This is a genomic window from Verruconatronum alginivorum (assembly GCF_056590205.1).
Genome location: NZ_JBWPVQ010000001.1, coordinates 5,437,382 through 5,455,647, shown reverse-complemented (window position 1 = coordinate 5,455,647; position 18,266 = coordinate 5,437,382). Strand labels below are relative to the sequence as shown.

The window sequence follows — 18,266 nt, the reverse complement described above, 5'->3', positions numbered from 1 at the left end:
AACAGCGTTAGAACCCGCCCAACATCACCCGGTAGAACTCCCGATCCTTCCCTTCGGTGGAAAAGAAGCGGCCGAACTCCTGGCCATCGCCCGCGAAGATGTCACCGACCGGCTCCCACCCGGTGAGCGTATCCGAAATTTCCATGCGGTAAACCCCTTGGAGCGTCGTCGGCATCACCAGCTCCACCGCAGGACGGGTCACGGCACCGGCCAACGGTTGATTGAGGATTACCGGTCCTGGCTTTACCACCACATTATCGATATATAGGTCGTAGATATCGCCCCGAAGGACACCGAAGCGAATGTCGGCGATCCCCTCGACCGGCTCGGCCTCGGGATCTTCGGTGAAAACCAGATTCGCCGCGGAATAGGAGAAGGCGGCTCCATCCGCCTTCAACCCTTTCACGTCGACCGAAAATACCTGAGCATCAAAGTCCATCAAAAGGGTTACATGATACGGAGCGTTCATTTTGACCTCGGAGGTCGGCAGAATGGTGATCACTTGGCCCGCATGGTTGTGATGTAGCCCTCTTTCGTTGTTGTAGGAAAAGCCGAGATAGAACCCCCACTCGTTCATTGTTAAACCCGTGAATTCACTCGTCGACTGCCCCGTCCATTTGAACGCGAGATCCGCGCTGACGTGGACAAGATTACTTCCGACATCGCCCACCGGGCGCATCACCCCCATCCGCCGGCGGGTGGTTCGTTCCGTGCTGGTCGACGTGATGTGGAGAACTTGACCGCTCGCCCCCGACCAGCCGGAGACAAGACTCGCGTCACCTGGCTCCTCACTGTCCAAATACCACTCAGCCCAACCATCGACCCCGATGACGGTCTCACCCAGCTGGTAACCCGGATTGTTTCCCGGCTCGAATCCGGTGGCGAATTCACCGGCAACGAGAACTGCTGTGAAAGCCATAGAAATTCCCACCGCACCCAAACCCCTGAAGATCAGTTTTGTGTTCATCATCCTCTTGCTTCTGTTTTAGTCTGAGACTGGGTTTATTCTCCGGCGGAAACCACGCGGTAACGAAGGTTCGAGTCGCTCCTGGCTGGAAAGAAATGCCGCATCTCCGAGCCGTCCCCGACCAAGACCCCGCCAGTGGGAGTCCAGTTCTGTCCCCCGTCGGCGGACGATTGCAATTGATAAAGCCCGCCGACCTCGGTCGGGAAGACCAGTTCCCCGGCTTTCTCCAGCCGAAATCCGGCGGCGACCGTATCGAAATTCAAGGGAGCTGTCATAGTCTGATACTGGATGGAATCCATTCTCAGATAGGCGCTACCGCCCTCGTATTGCCGGTAATTCACCCGCAAAGGAGCGGTCGACACCCAGGCGTTTTCTTGCATCACAACGGATCCACCTTCGCCGTCGTCCCAGAGATACGCTTCGAAAGATTCCGCCCCAGGGGCCTTGACATATATGGCCGTAATCCGGTTGCCCTGGCGGTTGTCAAAGACGAAGCGGAGAGTCGTCCATTCGGTCTCCATCGTGGATATTGTGGTCGGATGCGGATTCAGCACACGCATTCGCTCTCCATCGGCAAGGGACTCCTGGTAAGTCTTCCCTGTCGCGGTGACTTGCGCGTAAAGACCGCCGTTAAGCCCGTTTGGAGGGGCACTGCTCGGCGCATATTGGGAACCGATTTCCGCCCAGGCCGCGCCATCGGCCGTGATCGTATCGCTTCCCCGGTCATAATTGCTGATGACAAACTCGGGGCGGTTTCTCCACCTTCCGGCGACGACCGCCTCGATGACCAGGAGTTCGCCCGCGGAGGGCAATGGAATGAAAGCCGCCGGGTTCAGACGAACGCCGGCACCCGCCCCCAGATTCAGGAAACCGTCCGGATTGATCGTAACATTCGCATGCGTCCCGCGGGTTTCCCAGATATCCGTCTTCAAGTTTTCACCACTGAAATCGTCGAGCACGACCGGATTCGGCAGAGTATCGGTCAACGGATCGAAATCGGTCGTATCGCCGAGGGCGGTGGAAAAGCAAGCCGAGGCCATTAGCAGGGTCGCGAATCCCAACCTGCCGGTTAGGGGGAAGCGATGCCTGGGGGATCGTGTGTTCGTTGTATTCATAAGGAAAGGAGAATCAGAAGCAAAAAGTCGAGGCGGCGCCGTGGGGCGACAAACAGGTTCAACGATGGAAGAAAAGGGCTGGATCCAATTGGTCTCGTGCCAGCACTTCCTCTGGAGTCATTTTCTCGACGTGTCCGTCGACGAAAAGGTAGTTGCCCCCTCCGCCATGCCGACGGGCATACCGGGAACCGGTGGAATTCCGGTGCAACAAGACCCATTGCCAAGTCGGCTCATGGTCCTGGGCGTCGGCCACAATCAAGGTGCGTGACGGTTCGCCGACTTGTTCGATCCGGCTCATGAAGCCGTTGCCGGGCGATTCTCCGGGCCCGGGGGGATTCTGACCGAACCCGAGGTAATTCCACCCGTAATGAGCGATAGGCGTCGGCTCGTGGGGCTCCTTCGCGGGGCATTGCTGCCATTCCGGGCGATCCGTCGAATCGGGATCGAGATCCGGAGTTCCCATGTAGGGCTCCAAAACATTAAACCAGCGAATCCGAGGAGACATTTGAACATTGGCCGCGATCGGCAGATGTCCGTGGTCCAGCGCGTAAGCATGTAACGCGCCTCCGATACTGCGCAGATTGCTCGCGCACTTCGTCGTCCTCGCGCTCTCCCGGACCGTGCCGACCACTGGAATCAGGATCGCAGCCAGGATGCCGATGATGGCGATTACCGTCAAAAGCTCGATCAAGGTAAAACCAGTAGATTTGTTTCTCATAAAGAATTCCGGGTTACGTTTTCGAAAAGTCCGAATCAGTGGCTATTTTCTCCGCAGGGACCGACGCAGAGATATCAAAACAAACGCGCCGAGACCGCCGATCAAGGCATAAGTGGAGGGCTCGGGGATCAGCGCGTATTGCACTTCATCCATCCACAATTGAGCGGAGCCCCCTTGGTAGGATCTATAATATATCTCCAGCGGGTCGCTCGAAACCCATCCATTAGTAACCGACACCGGTACTGGCGCCTCCAGCGCTTCCCACATAAAGGGGGAAAACTGGCTTTCGCCGATTCCTTTACCATAAAGCGAAACCACCCGGTCACCTCCCGTATTGTCAAAAACCACTCGCACGGTGGTCCACTCCCATCGGTTGTCTCCACTGGTATAAGGGTAAGGATTTGTCACCAAAGTCCCATCGACCGCCGCAGTACTGACCCGGGCATGTACCCGGTTTCCCGTCCCGACGTCCGTGGTGGTGTTGACCGCGCCCAACTGCACCAACGAGGTGCCATCCCCGTTGCTCAACCGCAGAATGGGCCGATGTTCCCATCTCCCGGCTACCACCAAATCAACCACTAAAAGTTGACCGACTGTTGGCAGCGCCAGCCGATGGTCGGCGGTCAAACTGACGCCGACATTGCCCGACAGCCTCAGGAACCCAAGAGGATCGGTCGAAGCCGTGCCCGTATGGACCACATCCCATTTCGTGGTGTCAAGCGGACCGCTGAAATTGTCCAGCAGCACCGCATTCGGCAGGGAATCGGTGAGCGGATTAAAAGCACCGGCACCGGCGGTGGCAACGAATGTGAAAATGGCGGCGAGCATTCCCGCCACAGTGCGGGAATTAGGAGGAAGCATCATTGTAAGTTCTTTCTGTATCGGGTTCATTTTTCAGGAAGATGAGGGAGTTTTTTAGGTTCTGGTAAGAAAGGGAGGCGACCCACATGATTCGAATTCGTCCTCCTGTAATAACCACTTTCGACAAAATCCGCTACCGGTCAAAAGCCTTTTCAGTTTACCCGTAAACGGATGAGTAGACTCGGACACGGCTTCTTCGATTGTGGGTGGCTTATTTTCGCGAAATCGTCAGGCGATAGAATTCCCGTTCCCGATCCCGGATCGAAAGGTAACGCTTCAGAACGGCATTCACCCCTGCGAAAGATGCGGCAAACTCCGTCCAGTCCACAAGATTCTCCGATGTAAGGATCTGGTAATCGAGGTCTGGAAAGGTTGGAATCACCAGCCTTACAGCCGCATACTCATCCGCTTTGACGGGAGAACTCTGGAACCCGAGGCGGCCGGGCGAGACGACCAGATTATCCACATAAAGCGTCAGTAAATCGCCGTCGCCGTTCGTCAGACGAACATCGATCACTTGAGCGGCCGTTTCGAGAAAGGTTAGGTTGCCTGCGAAAAAATTGAACCGTTCACCGGCACCGTCCGTCCCGGTTACGGAAATGGAGAACGTATTATTTCCCGGGTACAACAGTAGCTGCACATGGTAAAACGATAGTTTCCTCACCTCCCCGGGAGCCAGGATCGAGGTCTTATCTCCACCATGCTCAAAATGCAATCCGGCATAACCGTCGGTTGAAAACCCGACCGTGACAGGAGTGCTGCCCGCCGGATTGATTTGCACCCCCATCCATGCGGTCGATTCTCCGGTCCAATCCACGGCGAGATCGAAACGGACTTCCACCACTGACGCGTCGATCGGGCCGATTTGCCGAACGACTTCCGTCCGCCGGAATTGCGCGTTCGAGCCCGAATCCACCGCGGCGGCCGTCGACAAGCGGGCGACCGGCGACTCCTCGGTTCCGGGAAGCATCCCGACGCGGGCATCGTCCGGATTTCCGCTATCCAGGATGCCCATCTCCCACCCATCGACCCCGATCAAACTCACCCCCGGGGTATAACCTGGGTTGTTTCCCGCCCTGAATCCGGTCGCGTAGCGGACCCCGAAACGAATCTCAATAATTTCCAGATTCACGTTCAGCGTCTCCGGACTCATCTGAACCCTTGCACCGAACGGATTATAAACCGTGAGGTCTCCCAAAACGTCTTCAAGCTTCACCTGGATATTACCCTGATTTTGAACGACCAGAAAGTTTCGGTCCCGATCATCATGGAGGACGAAGTTGACGAACTCGATTCCCCCTTGGTTAAGGGACTCGCTCTCCCGCATCTGGATCCAGACCGGATACCGTTGATGAAACGCCTCCCCTCGCGAGACGTTGACGAAGGTGCAATCGATGAATCGGATTTGAATCCCGTTCGCGGGCTGTTCCCGGATATTGATCGCCGGTCCTCCCATGTTTTCTCCCCGAAAATTGATCACCTCCACCAGGCCGGTCGGCGGATTGTTACCGCCCGGTCCATGGAAGGAAAAAGCTTCGCCGTTTCCGTTGCGGGCTACGCAATTTTCAAACCGGATACTCACCGGCAACGAGGTGTGGTCCAACTTGCTTACGTAAATGAAAAAGGCCGGCCCCCAATTGTTTTCCGCGACCACGTTCCGTAAAACGATGTCGACGAGTCGCCCGTCGGCACCGTTCGGTTCGAGATCGATTCCCGCCTGGGGTGCGGTTCCCGACGTGTTCGCCAGGGTCACGTTTTCGATCAGCAAACTCTCGGCGCTGATAACACTGATACCCTGTCGATGATTACCATCGGCCACAACATCCCGAACGATGATGTTCTTGCAATAAGTCTGATTCCCAGAATAGGAGGGATAACCCGCCCGGCTCCAGTTTCCGGAGCCAATGTAAAGGCCGTCCCCGCCGCTCTCCCGCAAGGTCAATCCTTCGACCAGGACATTGGTGCATCCAAGAAGAGCCAAAACATGCCGCCACTCGCCGGGGGCGTAAGGGGCGTTTTGATAATCCTCCTTTTGCATGCGAAGAGTTGCCCCGTAACCGGAAAGAATTAGATTCTCCACATCGCGGGCCGTGAAGAGCATATCCGCGACCCCTTGGAAAGAACCTGGCTTCGCCGTCACCACGACCCCCGGCTGAAAGACGATTTCCTGATTGCTGCGAAGCTGGATCGGCTCGACGAACCAATCGCTCCCCATATTGGGGACAATCACCCGGTCCGCGCCAGAATCGATCGCCGCCTGGAGAGCGGCCGTTGCATCTTCTTCATCGAAACCAAAGGTGGAGGCGTCGACCTCCTGAAACGCATAGGCGGAAAACGAGCACGCGAAGGAAGCGAAGAGGGAAAAAGCAGCGCAAGCGAGTGTTTTGGTCATATCATTGTTCTATTTCGATGGTATAAAGTGCCGAAGGTTTCCAAAGCCCCCCAACGCCCGCCTCGTCGATTCCGTGGATCGCAATGGAATTGGGTTCGCCGGACCGGATGTGATCCGTGACATCGAAAGCAAAACTGCTGGTCCAGGAACGGGGTTCCAAATGGTAACGCCGGTAGACTTTCTCACCATTGATATAGATCGTTCCCTCGTCATCCAATGCCCCGATCCGCAACAAGATTCGCCGGTCGGCCGGGAACTCCGGCGCCTTAAATTCAACCCGGTACCAAAACTCGCCATTATAGTGGGCGTAGCCTTGGCGGTCGAAAAAGTTCCAGGTCGAAATCCGGTGCCAGTCGTCGTCCCGAAACTCCGGCCGCATCCATTCCCGGTCGACTCCAGCCCGATCAATATCGAGACGGAACTTCCACTCCTCCGGCAGAAAGAAGAGGTCGTCGATCCGCTCGGGCACCGGATGCAATGAAAACAGTTCCTCAACCATCACCGCCGGATCTCCGTCGCGAAGAGCCTCCGCCCGTGCCACCGGAGGCGAACCGGGTCGCATTTCCCCCAACACCGCCGCGAGGTTGGCGACGTAGGGATCGCGGATATCCTGACTCACGATCTCATCGAGATCCCATTCTTCCCAGACGCGTTCGAACGTTTCGATTTGCCGACGAGCCCGGGCAATGCTTGCCTCCGACCGCTCGTTCAAGGCCAGGTAATAATAACGAACCGCCTCGGCCAAATGAGACCACGCTTCGAATGTCGCCTCGAATCTGCCGAGGCGCTTCGCTTCACGTCCCGAGACGCCTTCCGCCGCCTCGCGGAGGATCGCGCGACCGGCCTCGATCGTTGCATCGGTCATCATTGACTGGGTCAGGCCAATGGTGCCGAAGGAGATGTTCGGCATGGCGTGCGCCCGGGCGTCGAGCATTTGCAAAACACGCAACACATCCGATCCGGCTTCCCCATAATACTCGTCGCAAAACTGCTTCAAGAGGTCGTCCGGGTCGCGGTCAACGTCCCAAAGCAATTGCGCCTGCACCCAGTTCACGATGTTCCGCTGTTCATCCCGGCCCATGCTTTCGCAATGGTACCAGACGTACCCGAGTGAATGATACAATCCAATGGAATGCAAAATGCCCAACGGTTGGGGAGTTCCGGAAAACAGGGTATATTCCCGCGCTGCCAGTTCCTGGATTCGTTTCGCCGACGACCGGATCTGATCGAAATAGAGCCGGTTGTAGACGCCCTCCCCGTCGATCGGACGGTCGTTCGAAATCACATTCGCCGTCACCCCGACGATATTCGTTTCCGCCCGAATGTCATCCGGCGGAGCGGTCATCATCATATACGTCGAATAGAAGGCGATGTGCTTGTCCGGCATGCTCTCCTTAAAGCTGCGGGCGACCGCGTTCATGAAAGTCCAGACCACCCGGTTCGGATCGATCGATGGGGGGACTCCGGCGTTTGCCTCGATGCAGTCTGCGCACTCGCACAATCCCCAATGATCCTGCAGGGACAACGTATAGGTCAACATCTGGGGGTTCGCCTCGAAATAGGAGATCGTGCTGGCGACCGCCGTCTCGACATTGGCGGGGTGCGTGAAACAAATCTGCCCGCGCTCGCGAATCCGCTCCTGCGTGCCGTCCCGGTGAGTCACCAATGAAAATCGCTCCGGCTCGTCTTCGAGGCTGGCGTCTCCGAGCGCGGCCCGTTGCAGATTGTGAAACTGTAATTCGCGCACTCGGTTAAACGAAAATCTCCGGGCATTCCGGGACATGATGCGGCTCGGATTGAAATGCGTTCGATTTCTTAACAGCCAGACGGTGTATTCATGAAGATGCCGCTCACGAGTTTCGGGATCTGGATGAAAATGGTTTCGAGGAGTTCGGCTGTAACCGATCTCACGCGACCGAAACGAAGGCACAAACTCATCATCGTAATGGCGAATCCGGACCGTCTCCCGCTCCGGAATATTCATCCCCAACTCTCCGGGCATGAACCAGCGCACCCCCAAGTCTTCGAGAACCTGGTAAACCCCGTACAAGACCGCCGTTTCCGTATTCCCGGTGATCACCAGCGAATCTTTAGTGCTGCGAAGTGAAAAGACATCTTCGTCTCCCCGAGCGATCACTTCGCGATCGAGTTGCTGAGGAATCAACAGAACGTAGACCTCCCGCAAACCGGGCTCGGGAGCGGTGTCCATCGGAAGCCGGACTCCGCTCATTCTTTCCAGGTGATCGTTCAACTCCCGGGCGGCGAAGATGGTCGCTTCCCCGGAAACCTTCGGCAAAAGGATCCGGGCCTGCGCCCGCCCTTCGCCGATCAACAAATGGCCTTCGGGCTCCGCAGCGCATACGTTCGCTCCGGCAAGCACGAAGAGCAGCAGGGCCGACATGTTCGTAAACGAGCTAAAATTCATCATTCCTCGATCACGTTCAGGTCGAAACCGGGCACTTCGGGAGGCAACCGCGTCTGGGCTCCATGGGGATTCCTGACCCGCAAGGTTCCGCTGACATTGCGGAGTTTCACCTTCACGTTTCCTTGGTTGGCCGCCACCAAAAACGGCCGGTCCCGGTCGTCGATGAAAAGAGAATCCACAAATTCGATCCCTCCCTGGTCGAGCAGATCCTTTTCCCGGATTTGTATCCAAAAAGGATGTCGGGTATAACGGGTGTCATTGTTCGAAACATTCTCGAATCGACCGCCGACGAATCTCACCGTAAAACTGTCCGCCGGTTTCTCCCGGATGTTTAGAACGCCTCCGCCGGTATTTTCCACCTGAAAATTCACGAGCTCGATCAACCCCGGCACCGGCCGATCGCCACCTGGACCGTGCACCGAAAAGGCTTCGATCCGTCCGCCCCGGGCCACACAGTTTTCGAAGCGGATATCCACCGGCCCGGAATCACCGTTCAATTTGGCGACATGAACAAAAAAGGCGGCCCCACGGTTGTTTTCTGAAACCACGTTCCGGATCACGATATTGGTCAACCGGTCGTTCGGCCCGTTCGGTTCGATATCGATCCCGGCTTCGGGAGCGGTTCCCGACGTATTCCGGAAAACACTTTCCTCAACCAGAAGGTTCTCGACACTGATAACGCTGAGTCCCTGTCGATGATGCCCATCGGCCACCACGTTCCGGATCACGATATCCCGACTATAAGGCTGGTTCCCGGGGAACCTCGGATACCCGGGACGGCGCCAGGTGCCAGAACCAACGTAAATGCCGTCTCCCCCGCTGTCACGAAGGGTCAAACCTTCAATCTTCACATTGTTGCAACCGAATATCGCCAAGGTATGCCGCCATTCCGCCGGCTCGTAGTCGTCGCTTTGGTAATCCTCCTTGTGCATGCGAAGCGTCGCCCCTTCTCCACGCAACACGATGTTTTCCTTCGCCCGGGCGGAAAACAGCGAATCCATTACCCCGCGAAACGATCCCCGTTTGGCGGTCACCACCGTGCCCGGATCAAATACAATCTCCTGATTGCTTTGCAGGAAAATCGGCTCGACGATCCAGTCCTGCCCCATGTTCGGGATTACCACCCGGGAAGCCCCGGAATCGATCGCCGACTGGATCGCCTGGGTCGAATCCGCCGGATCAAAGCCCCACCAGGCGGCGTTCGCTTCCGAAATCTCGCCCGCCAGAACCCGCCGAACGGCTTCCGGATTGGGCGCTTCCACGGATCGCGCGTGCACCGGAATCGTTTGAGCACAGTGAACCGCCAAAATAAACACAATCGTTCCTGTCAGGGTCTTTCTAAACATAACTGATTTTTCAATAGATTGCCGGTCCAGCCGTCCGATGGTGCGGGTTTCGGCCGGACCTTTTAAGAAGACGCGCGCAATGCAGCCTTTAGGGAAAAAATCTCTGATCCAATGATTGCCAGGGTGCGCGATTCTCCGCCGATGTTGATCAGGAGTCTTTCGACGATTCAGCCGGGGTCAAAATCGTTTTCGGTTTCCTCGTAAACTAGACCCTCTCGACGACGCCGCCGATTTCTTTTTTAACGGTTTCTCCCTCGATCCATTCGCCTGGCACCAGAACCACCTTGGATTCCTGGGGGATTCCTCGTTCATTGCGATGAAGTTGCTCCACCACCAAGTCGACCGCCAGAGCACCCGTTCGTTGCGGACGCTGGTTGACCCCGCTGTGGTGGGGATTTTGCCGGGTCCAATCGATCGATGCGAATCCGACATCGCCCGGAACCGAATATCCGGCCTCTTTCAACCATGACGGTATCGCCGGTTCGAAACTGATCACCGCGTCCGGACGCTCCCGCTCAAACCACTCTATGAAACGGGTTTGCTCCAATCCTTTTTCCGGCACGAACAACGAGAAACGGTGGCCGTTTCCCTGATACCACTTGGCCGAAAGAAAGCTCCCGACCCAGCGATGATCGACCCGTTCGTCGTTGTAGCGCGGAATGGCCAACCCGATGTTTCGATACCCTCGCTTCAGCAACTGGGCCACAATCAACTGCACGCACTTGAAGTGATCGGAAGCCACCAGATTGACCTTGGGATACGGAATACTGAAGGCGAACTTCGCCGTCGCGTAACGCTCCCAATGAAAATCGAGGTTCACCGGCACGCTCCCGGCCGGACCGATCAACATCAGATGGATGTTTCGCGTCCGCCAGATTCGCTCCAACCGGGCAATCGTTACCCCTTCTCCATAGAGTTGAAACTCCTCCAATTGAAAACCAAGTTCCTCCGCCCGCTGCCGGGCACCGACCATGAAGAAGTGATAGGTATTGTTCCGGTGAAAGGCCGCGGGGGGATTGTGCACGTTCAAGAACGCGATGATCGGTCGACCCTTCGCCCGCTCCCCCGAACGCAGCTGTGCCATCAATGTCGTCACATACGGATTCGGCAAATAACCAAGCCGCTCCGCCGCCTCCCGAATCTTTGTCCGCGTCTCCAGGGTAATTCTCGGATGCCCCCGCAACGCGAGCGACACCGTCATCTTCGACACCCCGCAAACCTCGGCGATGTCCTGCATGGTCGGATTCGATTTTGGTTTCTCGGCCATTGATTACGAGTAAACCATCTTTGACTGAAAACAATCTAAAATGGCAAACGCCCAATCCAGCCAAGATGTTCATCCCTGTCCAGGAGGGGGACGGGCCGTTCCGTTCTGCTCACGGCCCGCCCGCTCCCGCCGCATTTCTCGATTAAGTCTTGCGGAACGGAAAACCTGCCTTACGGTAAAACATCCAGCTTATCCGAAGGTCTGTCCGCAGTCCTTCCTTTTATCGACCTCCTTTGATGGAAACCAGCGAGACCAATCCGAAGAGTCAGGAAATCACCAAAACCCTTGTCGTCCAGAACAAGATGGGTATCCACGCCCGTCCCGCGGCGATGTTGGTGAAAGCGGCCAATAAGTATTCGTCCGACGTCTTTTTCGAAAAGGACGATGAATTGGTGAACGGAAAGAGCATCATGGGCTTGATGATGCTGGCCGCCGGCCACGGTTCGAAACTCCGCGTGGTCGCCACCGGCGGAGACGCCGACCGTTTGATGGAGGAAGTGGAAAACTTGTTCGCCCGCAAATTCGACGAGACCTGATCCCCTTCACTCACGGTCCGGCCCGATCGAAAAATCGAAGTCTGCCCAGACCATCCGGTGATCGGAGGCCTGAGCCGCATCCAAGCCGTCATAGACGTAACCGCGTCCTCCCACCACCCGCTCGAACATTGCCGGTGAGGCCAGCAGGTAATCGATCCGACTAAACTGGTCCTGTCGCTCCCAATGATGGGTCCAGGCATGCCCCCGCCAATCCGTCGCCGGGATCATTTCCGAAATCGTAACCGCTCCCCGCCGAAGGAGTCGCCGCACCGGGGGCGTGTCCCGGGTATCGTTCAGGTCGCCTCCGATCAGATACCAATCCCCCGCCGCCGGATCGCACCGTTCCAGGATTCTATTTCGAACCGCCGTCGCCTCCCCGGTCCGGCGCCGCGCCGCTTCCGGATCATCCGGACGCTCCGTCCATTTGCTTTTGAAATGAACCACAAAAAGTCGCCATGGACGTTCGCCGGTCTTGAACTCCAACTCCAACAGTCCTCGCTTCACCTTCTCCCGCTCCCCAAAATAAGGAAAATCGAGATCGGTATGATAATGAACCGCTTCCGGCTTCACCCGCGTCAGCACCGCCACATGACGCACCTCGTCTTCCGCCTCCAACAAGAACGCGTAGGGATAATCCAACCCTTCCGCCCGCAAATCCCGTTGCAACTCGGTCAAAAAGGGCCGCGCCCCCATCTCCTGCAGCGCTAAAACATCCGGGTTCACCGTGCGGATTACCCTCCGCAAAGCCCGCTTTTCCCGTTCGGTCTTCGGATAAGCAGGCCGCCACCCATCGTCGATCCGCCGGTTCATGACCAAATAATTCTCCACATTGTAGGTGGCGACCCTCAGCGTTTCCGCTCCGATATCGGAGCACACACCAGCAATCGCCCAAACCGTCAAACAGAGAAGGCATCGGACCCGATCCAAGGGAAATCGCAGGGGCATAAGGGGTAAGAGGATGGAACGCGGGGGAGAACCGGAAACTGCAGCTAAAAAAGCCGCCCTCCCCGGCCAGCGGGGATGGACGGCCGCAAAAACGATCAGACGCGGTAAATCTCTTCCGACTTGAAGAACCGCCGGATCTCGACTTCCGCCGACTCATTGCTGTCGGAGGCGTGGGCGATGTTTTTCATCATATCGCTTCCCATGTCGCCCCGGATGGAGCCCGACGGCGCCTCTTTCGAATTGGTCGGCCCGAGCAATTCGCGGACGCGTTCGACCACGTTCTCCCCCTCCAAGGCGATCACAATGACCGGCCGGGAACTCATGAAAGTCTCGATTTCCGGGAAAAACGGTTTGTCGGCGACATGAGCGTAGTGCTCCTTCAGCAGTTCCGAAGAAAGTTTCATCATCTTGCATCCGCAGATTTCGAATCCTTCTTTTTCAAATCGACCGATCACCTCGCCGGCGTGTTTCTGCGCCATGCAGTCCGGCTTGAGTATAATAAGCGTTTTAGCCATGGTTACTTAGATATAGGCGTCACCGAAGTTGGAAAGCTCAAAGTTCATCCATTTCCGCCGCATTTCCGCCGCTTAATTGCTGGGAACCGAGGCCAGTTCTTCGACCAGCGCCCCGACCAACTCTTTGATCTCCGCAAGCGCCTGTTCAGGCAGCGCCATGTCGAGGTCGTGGACGTGCCAATACTCGATCGGGCCGGCCCAAGCGGGAAACTGCGTTTCCATCATCGGCCGATGCTCGATCTCCTTCAAGGCGATGATTCGATGCGCCGCCTGCAAATCTTCCGCGGAAACCTGCACCGGGTGCGCTCCGGTAAGCGAAAGGTCGATCCGCATCGCCTTCAACTCCTCGACGGTATGCGCCGAAATCGGCCCGCACTCCGCCACCAGGTGAATCGCGAGGCCCCGGGAGAAGGCTCGCCATTCCAAATTCCGGACGGCGGCCTGATGGTTGAACAAAGCTTCGGCAAACCGGCTCCGGTAAAAATTTCCCGTACAGATGAACAAAACACGGTTGGACATAGGGGCGCAAACTAACACCAACCCGCGTTTGGCTCAAAATAAAAACCGAAAAAAGCCAATCGACCACAATCGATCAAGCGACGGCGTCGAAATCAACTCGGCCATCAAATCGACCCGAATCCGCCCTCACCGGTCGGGCGCGCCGCGCATCGCGTCGATCGCCGATTCCGCTTTTTCCGTCAACAATTCCCATTCGACCCGGATCCGGTGCATCATACCGGTCCAAAGATCTTCGAGATAATCCGCTCGCCGTTTCGGAGACCGTTGCAACACTTCCTCATACAACGCCAATGCCCGGCGGGCCGAATTTTCCCGGGAAAACTCGCGGGCCGTGGCCAAGGCTCCATCCGCCAACCTGGCCCGAAGCCCCCGGTCCCCATGGATCACGCACAATTTCCGAGCAAAGACCTCCTCATCGGTGTCGGACGCCAACATGAATCCATTCTCACCGTCCCGCAAAACCTCCCGCACTCCCGATGCGTCGAGCGCCACCACCGGCAACCCCGAGGCCATCGCCTCCGCCAACACCAGGCCTTGGGTCTCACTGAACGAGGAAAAGGCGAACAAATCCATCGCATGATAGGCGTCCCACAGCTCTTGACCGGTTTTCTTCCCCGGAAACAATGCTTGGTCGATCACCCCCATCTCTTCGAAGATTCCTCGCATCTCGTCGGCTGACGGCCCCGATCCGACCGCCATGAAAAGAGCGGCGGGTTCCTGTTGTAAAAAGCGTCCGATCGCCCGGCAAAGAAATCCGAGGTTCTTTTCCGCCGCCAAACGGCCAAGGGTCCCGACTACGAATTTTTCCGGAGAAATCCCGTTCGCCTGACGAAAACGATCTCCACTTCCGCTTCCGAAACGCTTCAGGTCGACCCCGGTCGGAATCACGGTGATAGGAACCTCCACCCCTCGTTTCCGGATCAGCGACGCGATGCTCTCACTCGGCGCGATGACCGCATCGCAGAGATTCGCGTAGTGAGTCGAGAGTTCGATCACAAACTGCCGCATCGGCGTCCCCTGGAACGGCACGTAATGCAAATATTCCTCATAGAGGGTATGATGGGTGAACACGGCGGGAACCTGTTTGTCCGCCGCCAACCGCAGCGCGGTATCCCCGACCAGAAACGGATGATGGGAATGAATGATGTCGACGTCGAGTTCGACCATTCGCAGGCTCAACATTCCGACAAGGGGAATGCGGACCGAAAAATCGCTTCCGTTAAACTGCTGGACCGCCGGCACCCGGACCACATTCTTTTCGATCTCCGGATCCATTTCGTCCAAATCCGGAAACGTCGGCGCCACCACCACCGTCGGATGGCCCAGAGCCCGGTAATCTTCCGCGAAGGTATGGACCGATCGAGCGACCCCGCCGACGTGCGGCAGGTAGGTATTGGTCATCATGCATACATTCATCGCATTTCGTGGGAAGCCATGGCCTTCCATTATGCACAATACCACGAAAAAAGGAAGTCAGCATTTCCCTGACCGACGCGGGGGGCGCGACCGGTGCCTCTCGAAGTTGTCGCGAAAATACGGCCGCCCGTTGCATCGACAAGCGTCCCCCGTTTGCCAAATCTGGCTCCTCCCCGTATCGTAGAACCGGAACTCCCTCGGGAAACGGAGTTCCTCTTCACCATCCATTTTCAACGACAGGAGGAAACCATGCTATTCTGGGCCGTCATCTTTTTACTCGTCGCCATCATTGCCGGAGTTCTCGGCTTCACTGAAATCGCGGGAGCCGCCGCCGTGATCGCGCAGGTCTTGTTCTTCATATTTCTGGCGATCTGCATCATCATGTTCATCATGGCCATCTTCCTGAAACGGAAATTATTCTGACCCGTCCCCTCCGCAATATCACCCCAGCGCCCGCACCACGACCGTCCTCAAGTCCTCGGGCAACCGCCCGACCAACTTGAGCGCCTCCTCGTGCCCGCGCGGCGACATCTTTTTCCAGGTTTTCCGCAGGATGACCGCGATCTTCTCCTCATCGTGTTTCGCCGCGAAAGCCGCGAACTCGTTTTCCAGAAAAACCAGACAGGCCACGTCCTCCAACGCTTGGACTTCCGCATCCTCCTTCAAGCCGGTTTTCAAAAGCAACGCCCGGACCCGCGCCACCATTTCCTCTCCGTATCCGGCTTCGCTTAAAACCCGGGCCGCTTCGTCTCCATGGAAAATCGCCAGATCGTGGCGCCACTTCTTATAAGCGAGCTTCCCTTCCGGATAACGGTCGCGCGGAATCGTCCAACGGCGAATGTGCTGGCACGCCGCCGCCAATCGCAATGCCTCTCCCGCCTCCGGCCGGATCGTTTCCAACCATCCCAGCATGCTTTCATGGTAGATCACCGAATAGGGCAGCCTTTGACCTCCCCTTTCCGACATTCGGAGGTCTTCCGCGTGAATTTCAAAAAAACGGCCGATCACCCGGTCGAGCTTCTCTTGATCTTGTTCCTCGTCCATAAGCAAAATTTGAATACAAAGAAAAGTCACACTCACTTCCTTCCGGAAGGGAATAGCGCCCGCAATTGCTCGATCTGTTGACGGAAATCCGCTGGAAGGGGGGCGGCTAATTCCAGCTCTTGCCCGGTCACCGGATGGACCAGCTTCAAACGGGATGCATGAAGCATGGTCCGGGTCGGCGGCACCGCCAATCGCGGATCCTCCCGAAATCCATACACCGAATCCCCCAGCAGCGGAAGTCGGATCGAACTCAAATGCACCCGGATCTGATGAGTCCGCCCGGTGTGGATCTGACAACGCAACCACGCGAAGGCCGTCCCATAGCGTTCCACCACCTCCCAATCGGTCCGGGCGCTCCGTCCTTTTTCTTCGTCGTCCACCACCGCCATCTTGTGACGATGAACGGGATGCCGCCCGATCGGCTTGCGAATGCTGCCGGACAACAATTCCGGCGCGCCCGCCACCAATGTCAGGTATTCCTTCTCCAACTCCCGCCGGGCGAACAAATCGGCCAGCCCCCGGTGGGCCGGATCGGTCTTGGCCACCAGAATCAATCCCGACGTTTCCCGGTCGAGTCGATGCACGATGCCCGGACGTTCGACCCCGCCAATACCGCTCAATTCTCCTTCGCAATGCGCCAACAACGCGTGCACCAAGGTATCTTCGCTCGTCCCGGCGCCGGGATGGACCACCATTCCGCTCGGTTTGTTGATCGCGAGCAAATGTTGGTCTTCAAACACAATCTCCAAGGGGATCTCCACCGGAGTCAAATCCGTTGCTTTTGTCTCCGGTTGGGAGAACTCCAGTTCGTCTCCGTTCGCCACCTTGGTGTTCTTGGACAATGGCGCCCCACCGCGCCGGACCAGCCCCGCCTCAAACGCCCGCTGGATCCCGGCCCGGCTGAGATCCGGCAACACGCGCGCCAAAAACTTGTCCGCCCGTTCCCGACCTTCCACCTCCTCCACCCGAATGATTCTCGCTTCGGTCATCGGCCTGCCCGCTTGAAATCGGAGACCACTTGATCGATCTCCGCAAAAATTCCAGCTTTCACTTTCTCCGGCAGCGACGAAACCGCGAATCCATTTCGCGCGACCAGCGCCAATTCCTCCGCGGAGAAATCGAGTTCGCCGGCCAACACCGTGTATTCGTCGGTCAATCGGTTCCCAAAAGAAAACGGATCGTCGGTGCTGACGGTGCAACAAAGACCGGCATCGAGCAATTGACGGATCGGGTGCTCCGCCAACGAAGGAACGACCTGAAGCTTCAAATTGCTGATCGGACAAACGTCGAACGCCACTCCCCGCTCCAAAGCGAATTCGATCACTTCCGGGTCTTCAACCGCCCGCACCCCGTGTTCGACCCGGGTCACGCCGAGTTCCTCGATCACCTGCCGGACGTTTTCCGCCCCACCGAACTCGCCGGCGTGGGCTTTGGTCACTTTGCCCGCCTCCCGATTGCGGCGCCAGACTTCGGCCGTCCACGCTTCGAGCGGCCATGCCTCCTGTCCATGGAGGTCGATACCGTCCAGTTCCTTCCAGCGATGAAGGTCGTCGATCACCGCGGTCATGGGCGGCCGGTATTGGTTCCGAAGCATCCCGGCGAACACCCTGACCTCCAAGCCATCCGGCGCGGCTGCTTTGATCGCATGAACGATCTCCTCTCCGGAAACTCCTTTCAAAAACTCCAAAATGCCAAGATGAAAACTGGTTTCCACGTACCGACAGTTCTGCTCCGCCAAACCGCGGAAAATCAACCGGGCCGCGTCATGGTAACGTTCCGCCGAGGTGTACCAATTCAAGGCGTGATCGATCAAAATTTCCTCGAAGCGAGCGAAATTCTCGTAGCGGTAATCGTCCCGCCAAAACGTCGGCGGCTCCGCGAACCGCACCGGATCGAGCGTCCGGAGCAATTCAAACGGCAAGGCCCCTTCAATGTGCAGATGGGTCTCGGTCTTCGGCAAACGGGCAATGAAGCCGGCCATCTCGGAGGAAACAGAAATCATCATACGCCTCCACATTGCCAATCTCCCTGTGGAAAATCGACTTTTAACTTGGGGAATTAGAGGGCATTCAACAAGGTGAGTTTGGGAGCTGCTGGAGGAGCCAACACACCCCACCATGCTCGCGCATGGTCCCCCCCTCTCAAGAGGGGAACTTCCTATACGCCGTTCCCCTCTTGAGAGTCTCTTGAGAGGGGGGGA

General features: G+C 57.2%; 17 protein-coding genes. 2 read left to right on the top strand and 15 right to left on the bottom strand.

The window, feature by feature from the left end:
- Positions 1-7: 7 nt before the first annotated feature.
- The 8 genes from ACWUI2_RS20020 to ACWUI2_RS19985 all read right to left on the bottom strand — a co-directional run bounded on the left by ACWUI2_RS20020 (position 8) and on the right by ACWUI2_RS19985 (position 11,091).
- Complete coding sequence (locus tag ACWUI2_RS20020) at positions 8-919, bottom strand: hypothetical protein (RefSeq protein WP_486984616.1); 912 nt, start codon at positions 917-919, stop codon at positions 8-10.
- A gap of 83 nt (positions 920-1,002) precedes the next feature.
- A complete protein-coding gene (locus ACWUI2_RS20015) occupies positions 1,003-2,082 on the bottom strand; it encodes a hypothetical protein (RefSeq protein WP_486984615.1) in 1,080 nt (359 codons plus the stop codon).
- A gap of 58 nt (positions 2,083-2,140) precedes the next feature.
- Positions 2,141-2,800: a prepilin-type N-terminal cleavage/methylation domain-containing protein gene (locus tag ACWUI2_RS20010; RefSeq protein ID WP_486984614.1), complete on the bottom strand. Its 660-nt coding sequence runs from the start codon at positions 2,798-2,800 to the stop codon at positions 2,141-2,143.
- 42 nt (positions 2,801-2,842) lie between these two features.
- Positions 2,843-3,664 (bottom strand): PEP-CTERM sorting domain-containing protein, encoded by an 822-nt coding sequence (locus ACWUI2_RS20005; protein ID WP_486984613.1) that lies wholly within the window; start codon positions 3,662-3,664, stop codon positions 2,843-2,845.
- Positions 3,665-3,872: 208 nt separating this feature from the next.
- Entirely contained in the window at positions 3,873-6,053 is a 2,181-nt protein-coding gene (locus tag ACWUI2_RS20000) for a right-handed parallel beta-helix repeat-containing protein (protein ID WP_486984612.1), read from the bottom strand.
- 1 nt (position 6,054) lies between these two features.
- Positions 6,055-8,481: a DUF4838 domain-containing protein gene (locus ACWUI2_RS19995; protein WP_486984611.1), complete on the bottom strand. Its 2,427-nt coding sequence runs from the start codon at positions 8,479-8,481 to the stop codon at positions 6,055-6,057.
- Positions 8,478-9,824: a glycoside hydrolase family protein gene (locus tag ACWUI2_RS19990; RefSeq protein ID WP_486984610.1), complete on the bottom strand. Its 1,347-nt coding sequence runs from the start codon at positions 9,822-9,824 to the stop codon at positions 8,478-8,480. Before ACWUI2_RS19990 ends, ACWUI2_RS19995 begins: the two co-directional genes overlap by 4 nt.
- Before the next feature lie 205 nt (positions 9,825-10,029).
- The gene (locus ACWUI2_RS19985) at positions 10,030-11,091 is read right to left on the bottom strand and encodes a LacI family DNA-binding transcriptional regulator (protein ID WP_486984609.1); all 1,062 of its coding nucleotides are present in this window, start codon (positions 11,089-11,091) and stop codon (positions 10,030-10,032) included.
- A 236-nt stretch (positions 11,092-11,327) separates the two neighbouring features.
- Between ACWUI2_RS19985 and ACWUI2_RS19980 the strand changes: the two genes are divergently transcribed.
- On the top strand, positions 11,328-11,627 hold the full coding sequence (locus ACWUI2_RS19980; RefSeq protein ID WP_486984608.1) for an HPr family phosphocarrier protein: 300 nt from the start codon (positions 11,328-11,330) through the stop codon (positions 11,625-11,627).
- Between the two features lie 6 nt (positions 11,628-11,633).
- Here the strand turns inward: ACWUI2_RS19980 and ACWUI2_RS19975 are convergent, their stop codons facing one another.
- The 4 genes from ACWUI2_RS19975 to ACWUI2_RS19960 all read right to left on the bottom strand — a co-directional run bounded on the left by ACWUI2_RS19975 (position 11,634) and on the right by ACWUI2_RS19960 (position 15,010).
- On the bottom strand, positions 11,634-12,572 hold the full coding sequence (locus ACWUI2_RS19975; protein ID WP_486984607.1) for an endonuclease/exonuclease/phosphatase family protein: 939 nt from the start codon (positions 12,570-12,572) through the stop codon (positions 11,634-11,636).
- 95 nt (positions 12,573-12,667) lie between these two features.
- Positions 12,668-13,087 (bottom strand): nucleoside-diphosphate kinase, encoded by a 420-nt coding sequence (gene ndk, locus ACWUI2_RS19970; protein WP_486984606.1) that lies wholly within the window; start codon positions 13,085-13,087, stop codon positions 12,668-12,670.
- A 72-nt stretch (positions 13,088-13,159) separates the two neighbouring features.
- Positions 13,160-13,606: an arsenate reductase/protein-tyrosine-phosphatase family protein gene (locus tag ACWUI2_RS19965; protein WP_486984605.1), complete on the bottom strand. Its 447-nt coding sequence runs from the start codon at positions 13,604-13,606 to the stop codon at positions 13,160-13,162.
- 126 nt (positions 13,607-13,732) lie between these two features.
- Complete coding sequence (locus tag ACWUI2_RS19960; protein WP_486984604.1) at positions 13,733-15,010, bottom strand: glycosyltransferase; 1,278 nt, start codon at positions 15,008-15,010, stop codon at positions 13,733-13,735.
- Positions 15,011-15,271: 261 nt separating this feature from the next.
- Between ACWUI2_RS19960 and ACWUI2_RS19955 the strand changes: the two genes are divergently transcribed.
- Positions 15,272-15,445, top strand: a complete 174-nt coding sequence (locus ACWUI2_RS19955) for a DUF1328 domain-containing protein (protein ID WP_486984603.1) — start codon at positions 15,272-15,274, stop codon at positions 15,443-15,445.
- A gap of 18 nt (positions 15,446-15,463) precedes the next feature.
- Here ACWUI2_RS19955 and ACWUI2_RS19950 read toward each other — a convergent pair whose 3' ends face one another.
- From ACWUI2_RS19950 to ACWUI2_RS19940, 3 genes are read right to left on the bottom strand one after another with little or no spacing between them, the layout of a single operon-like run.
- On the bottom strand, positions 15,464-16,066 hold the full coding sequence (locus ACWUI2_RS19950) for a DUF4202 domain-containing protein (RefSeq protein WP_486984602.1): 603 nt from the start codon (positions 16,064-16,066) through the stop codon (positions 15,464-15,466).
- 32 nt (positions 16,067-16,098) lie between these two features.
- Positions 16,099-17,055: an RluA family pseudouridine synthase gene (locus tag ACWUI2_RS19945; protein WP_486984601.1), complete on the bottom strand. Its 957-nt coding sequence runs from the start codon at positions 17,053-17,055 to the stop codon at positions 16,099-16,101.
- Positions 17,052-18,071, bottom strand: a complete 1,020-nt coding sequence (locus tag ACWUI2_RS19940; protein WP_486984600.1) for an adenosine deaminase family protein — start codon at positions 18,069-18,071, stop codon at positions 17,052-17,054. The genes ACWUI2_RS19945 and ACWUI2_RS19940 overlap by 4 nt, the downstream gene beginning before the upstream one ends.
- Positions 18,072-18,266 lie beyond the last annotated feature (195 nt).

Excerpts from the sequence above, each read along its gene's own strand:
- ACWUI2_RS20020 (WP_486984616.1), bottom strand. The coding sequence starts at position 919 with ATGGCTTTCACAGCAGTTCTCGTTGCCGGTGAATTCGCCACCGGATTC.
- ACWUI2_RS20015 (WP_486984615.1), bottom strand. The coding sequence starts at position 2,082 with ATGAATACAACGAACACACGATCCCCCAGGCATCGCTTCCCCCTAACC.
- ACWUI2_RS20010 (WP_486984614.1), bottom strand. The coding sequence starts at position 2,800 with ATGAGAAACAAATCTACTGGTTTTACCTTGATCGAGCTTTTGACGGTA.
- ACWUI2_RS20005 (WP_486984613.1), bottom strand. The coding sequence starts at position 3,664 with ATGATGCTTCCTCCTAATTCCCGCACTGTGGCGGGAATGCTCGCCGCC.
- ACWUI2_RS20000 (WP_486984612.1), bottom strand. The coding sequence starts at position 6,053 with ATGACCAAAACACTCGCTTGCGCTGCTTTTTCCCTCTTCGCTTCCTTC.
- ACWUI2_RS19995 (WP_486984611.1), bottom strand. The coding sequence starts at position 8,481 with ATGATGAATTTTAGCTCGTTTACGAACATGTCGGCCCTGCTGCTCTTC.
- ACWUI2_RS19990 (WP_486984610.1), bottom strand. The coding sequence starts at position 9,824 with ATGTTTAGAAAGACCCTGACAGGAACGATTGTGTTTATTTTGGCGGTT.
- ACWUI2_RS19985 (WP_486984609.1), bottom strand. The coding sequence starts at position 11,091 with ATGGCCGAGAAACCAAAATCGAATCCGACCATGCAGGACATCGCCGAG.
- ACWUI2_RS19980 (WP_486984608.1), top strand. The coding sequence starts at position 11,328 with ATGGAAACCAGCGAGACCAATCCGAAGAGTCAGGAAATCACCAAAACC.
- ACWUI2_RS19975 (WP_486984607.1), bottom strand. The coding sequence starts at position 12,572 with ATGCCCCTGCGATTTCCCTTGGATCGGGTCCGATGCCTTCTCTGTTTG.
- ndk (WP_486984606.1), bottom strand. The coding sequence starts at position 13,087 with ATGGCTAAAACGCTTATTATACTCAAGCCGGACTGCATGGCGCAGAAA.
- ACWUI2_RS19965 (WP_486984605.1), bottom strand. The coding sequence starts at position 13,606 with ATGTCCAACCGTGTTTTGTTCATCTGTACGGGAAATTTTTACCGGAGC.
- ACWUI2_RS19960 (WP_486984604.1), bottom strand. The coding sequence starts at position 15,010 with ATGATGACCAATACCTACCTGCCGCACGTCGGCGGGGTCGCTCGATCG.
- ACWUI2_RS19955 (WP_486984603.1), top strand. The coding sequence starts at position 15,272 with ATGCTATTCTGGGCCGTCATCTTTTTACTCGTCGCCATCATTGCCGGA.
- ACWUI2_RS19950 (WP_486984602.1), bottom strand. The coding sequence starts at position 16,066 with ATGGACGAGGAACAAGATCAAGAGAAGCTCGACCGGGTGATCGGCCGT.
- ACWUI2_RS19945 (WP_486984601.1), bottom strand. The coding sequence starts at position 17,055 with ATGACCGAAGCGAGAATCATTCGGGTGGAGGAGGTGGAAGGTCGGGAA.
- ACWUI2_RS19940 (WP_486984600.1), bottom strand. The coding sequence starts at position 18,071 with ATGATGATTTCTGTTTCCTCCGAGATGGCCGGCTTCATTGCCCGTTTG.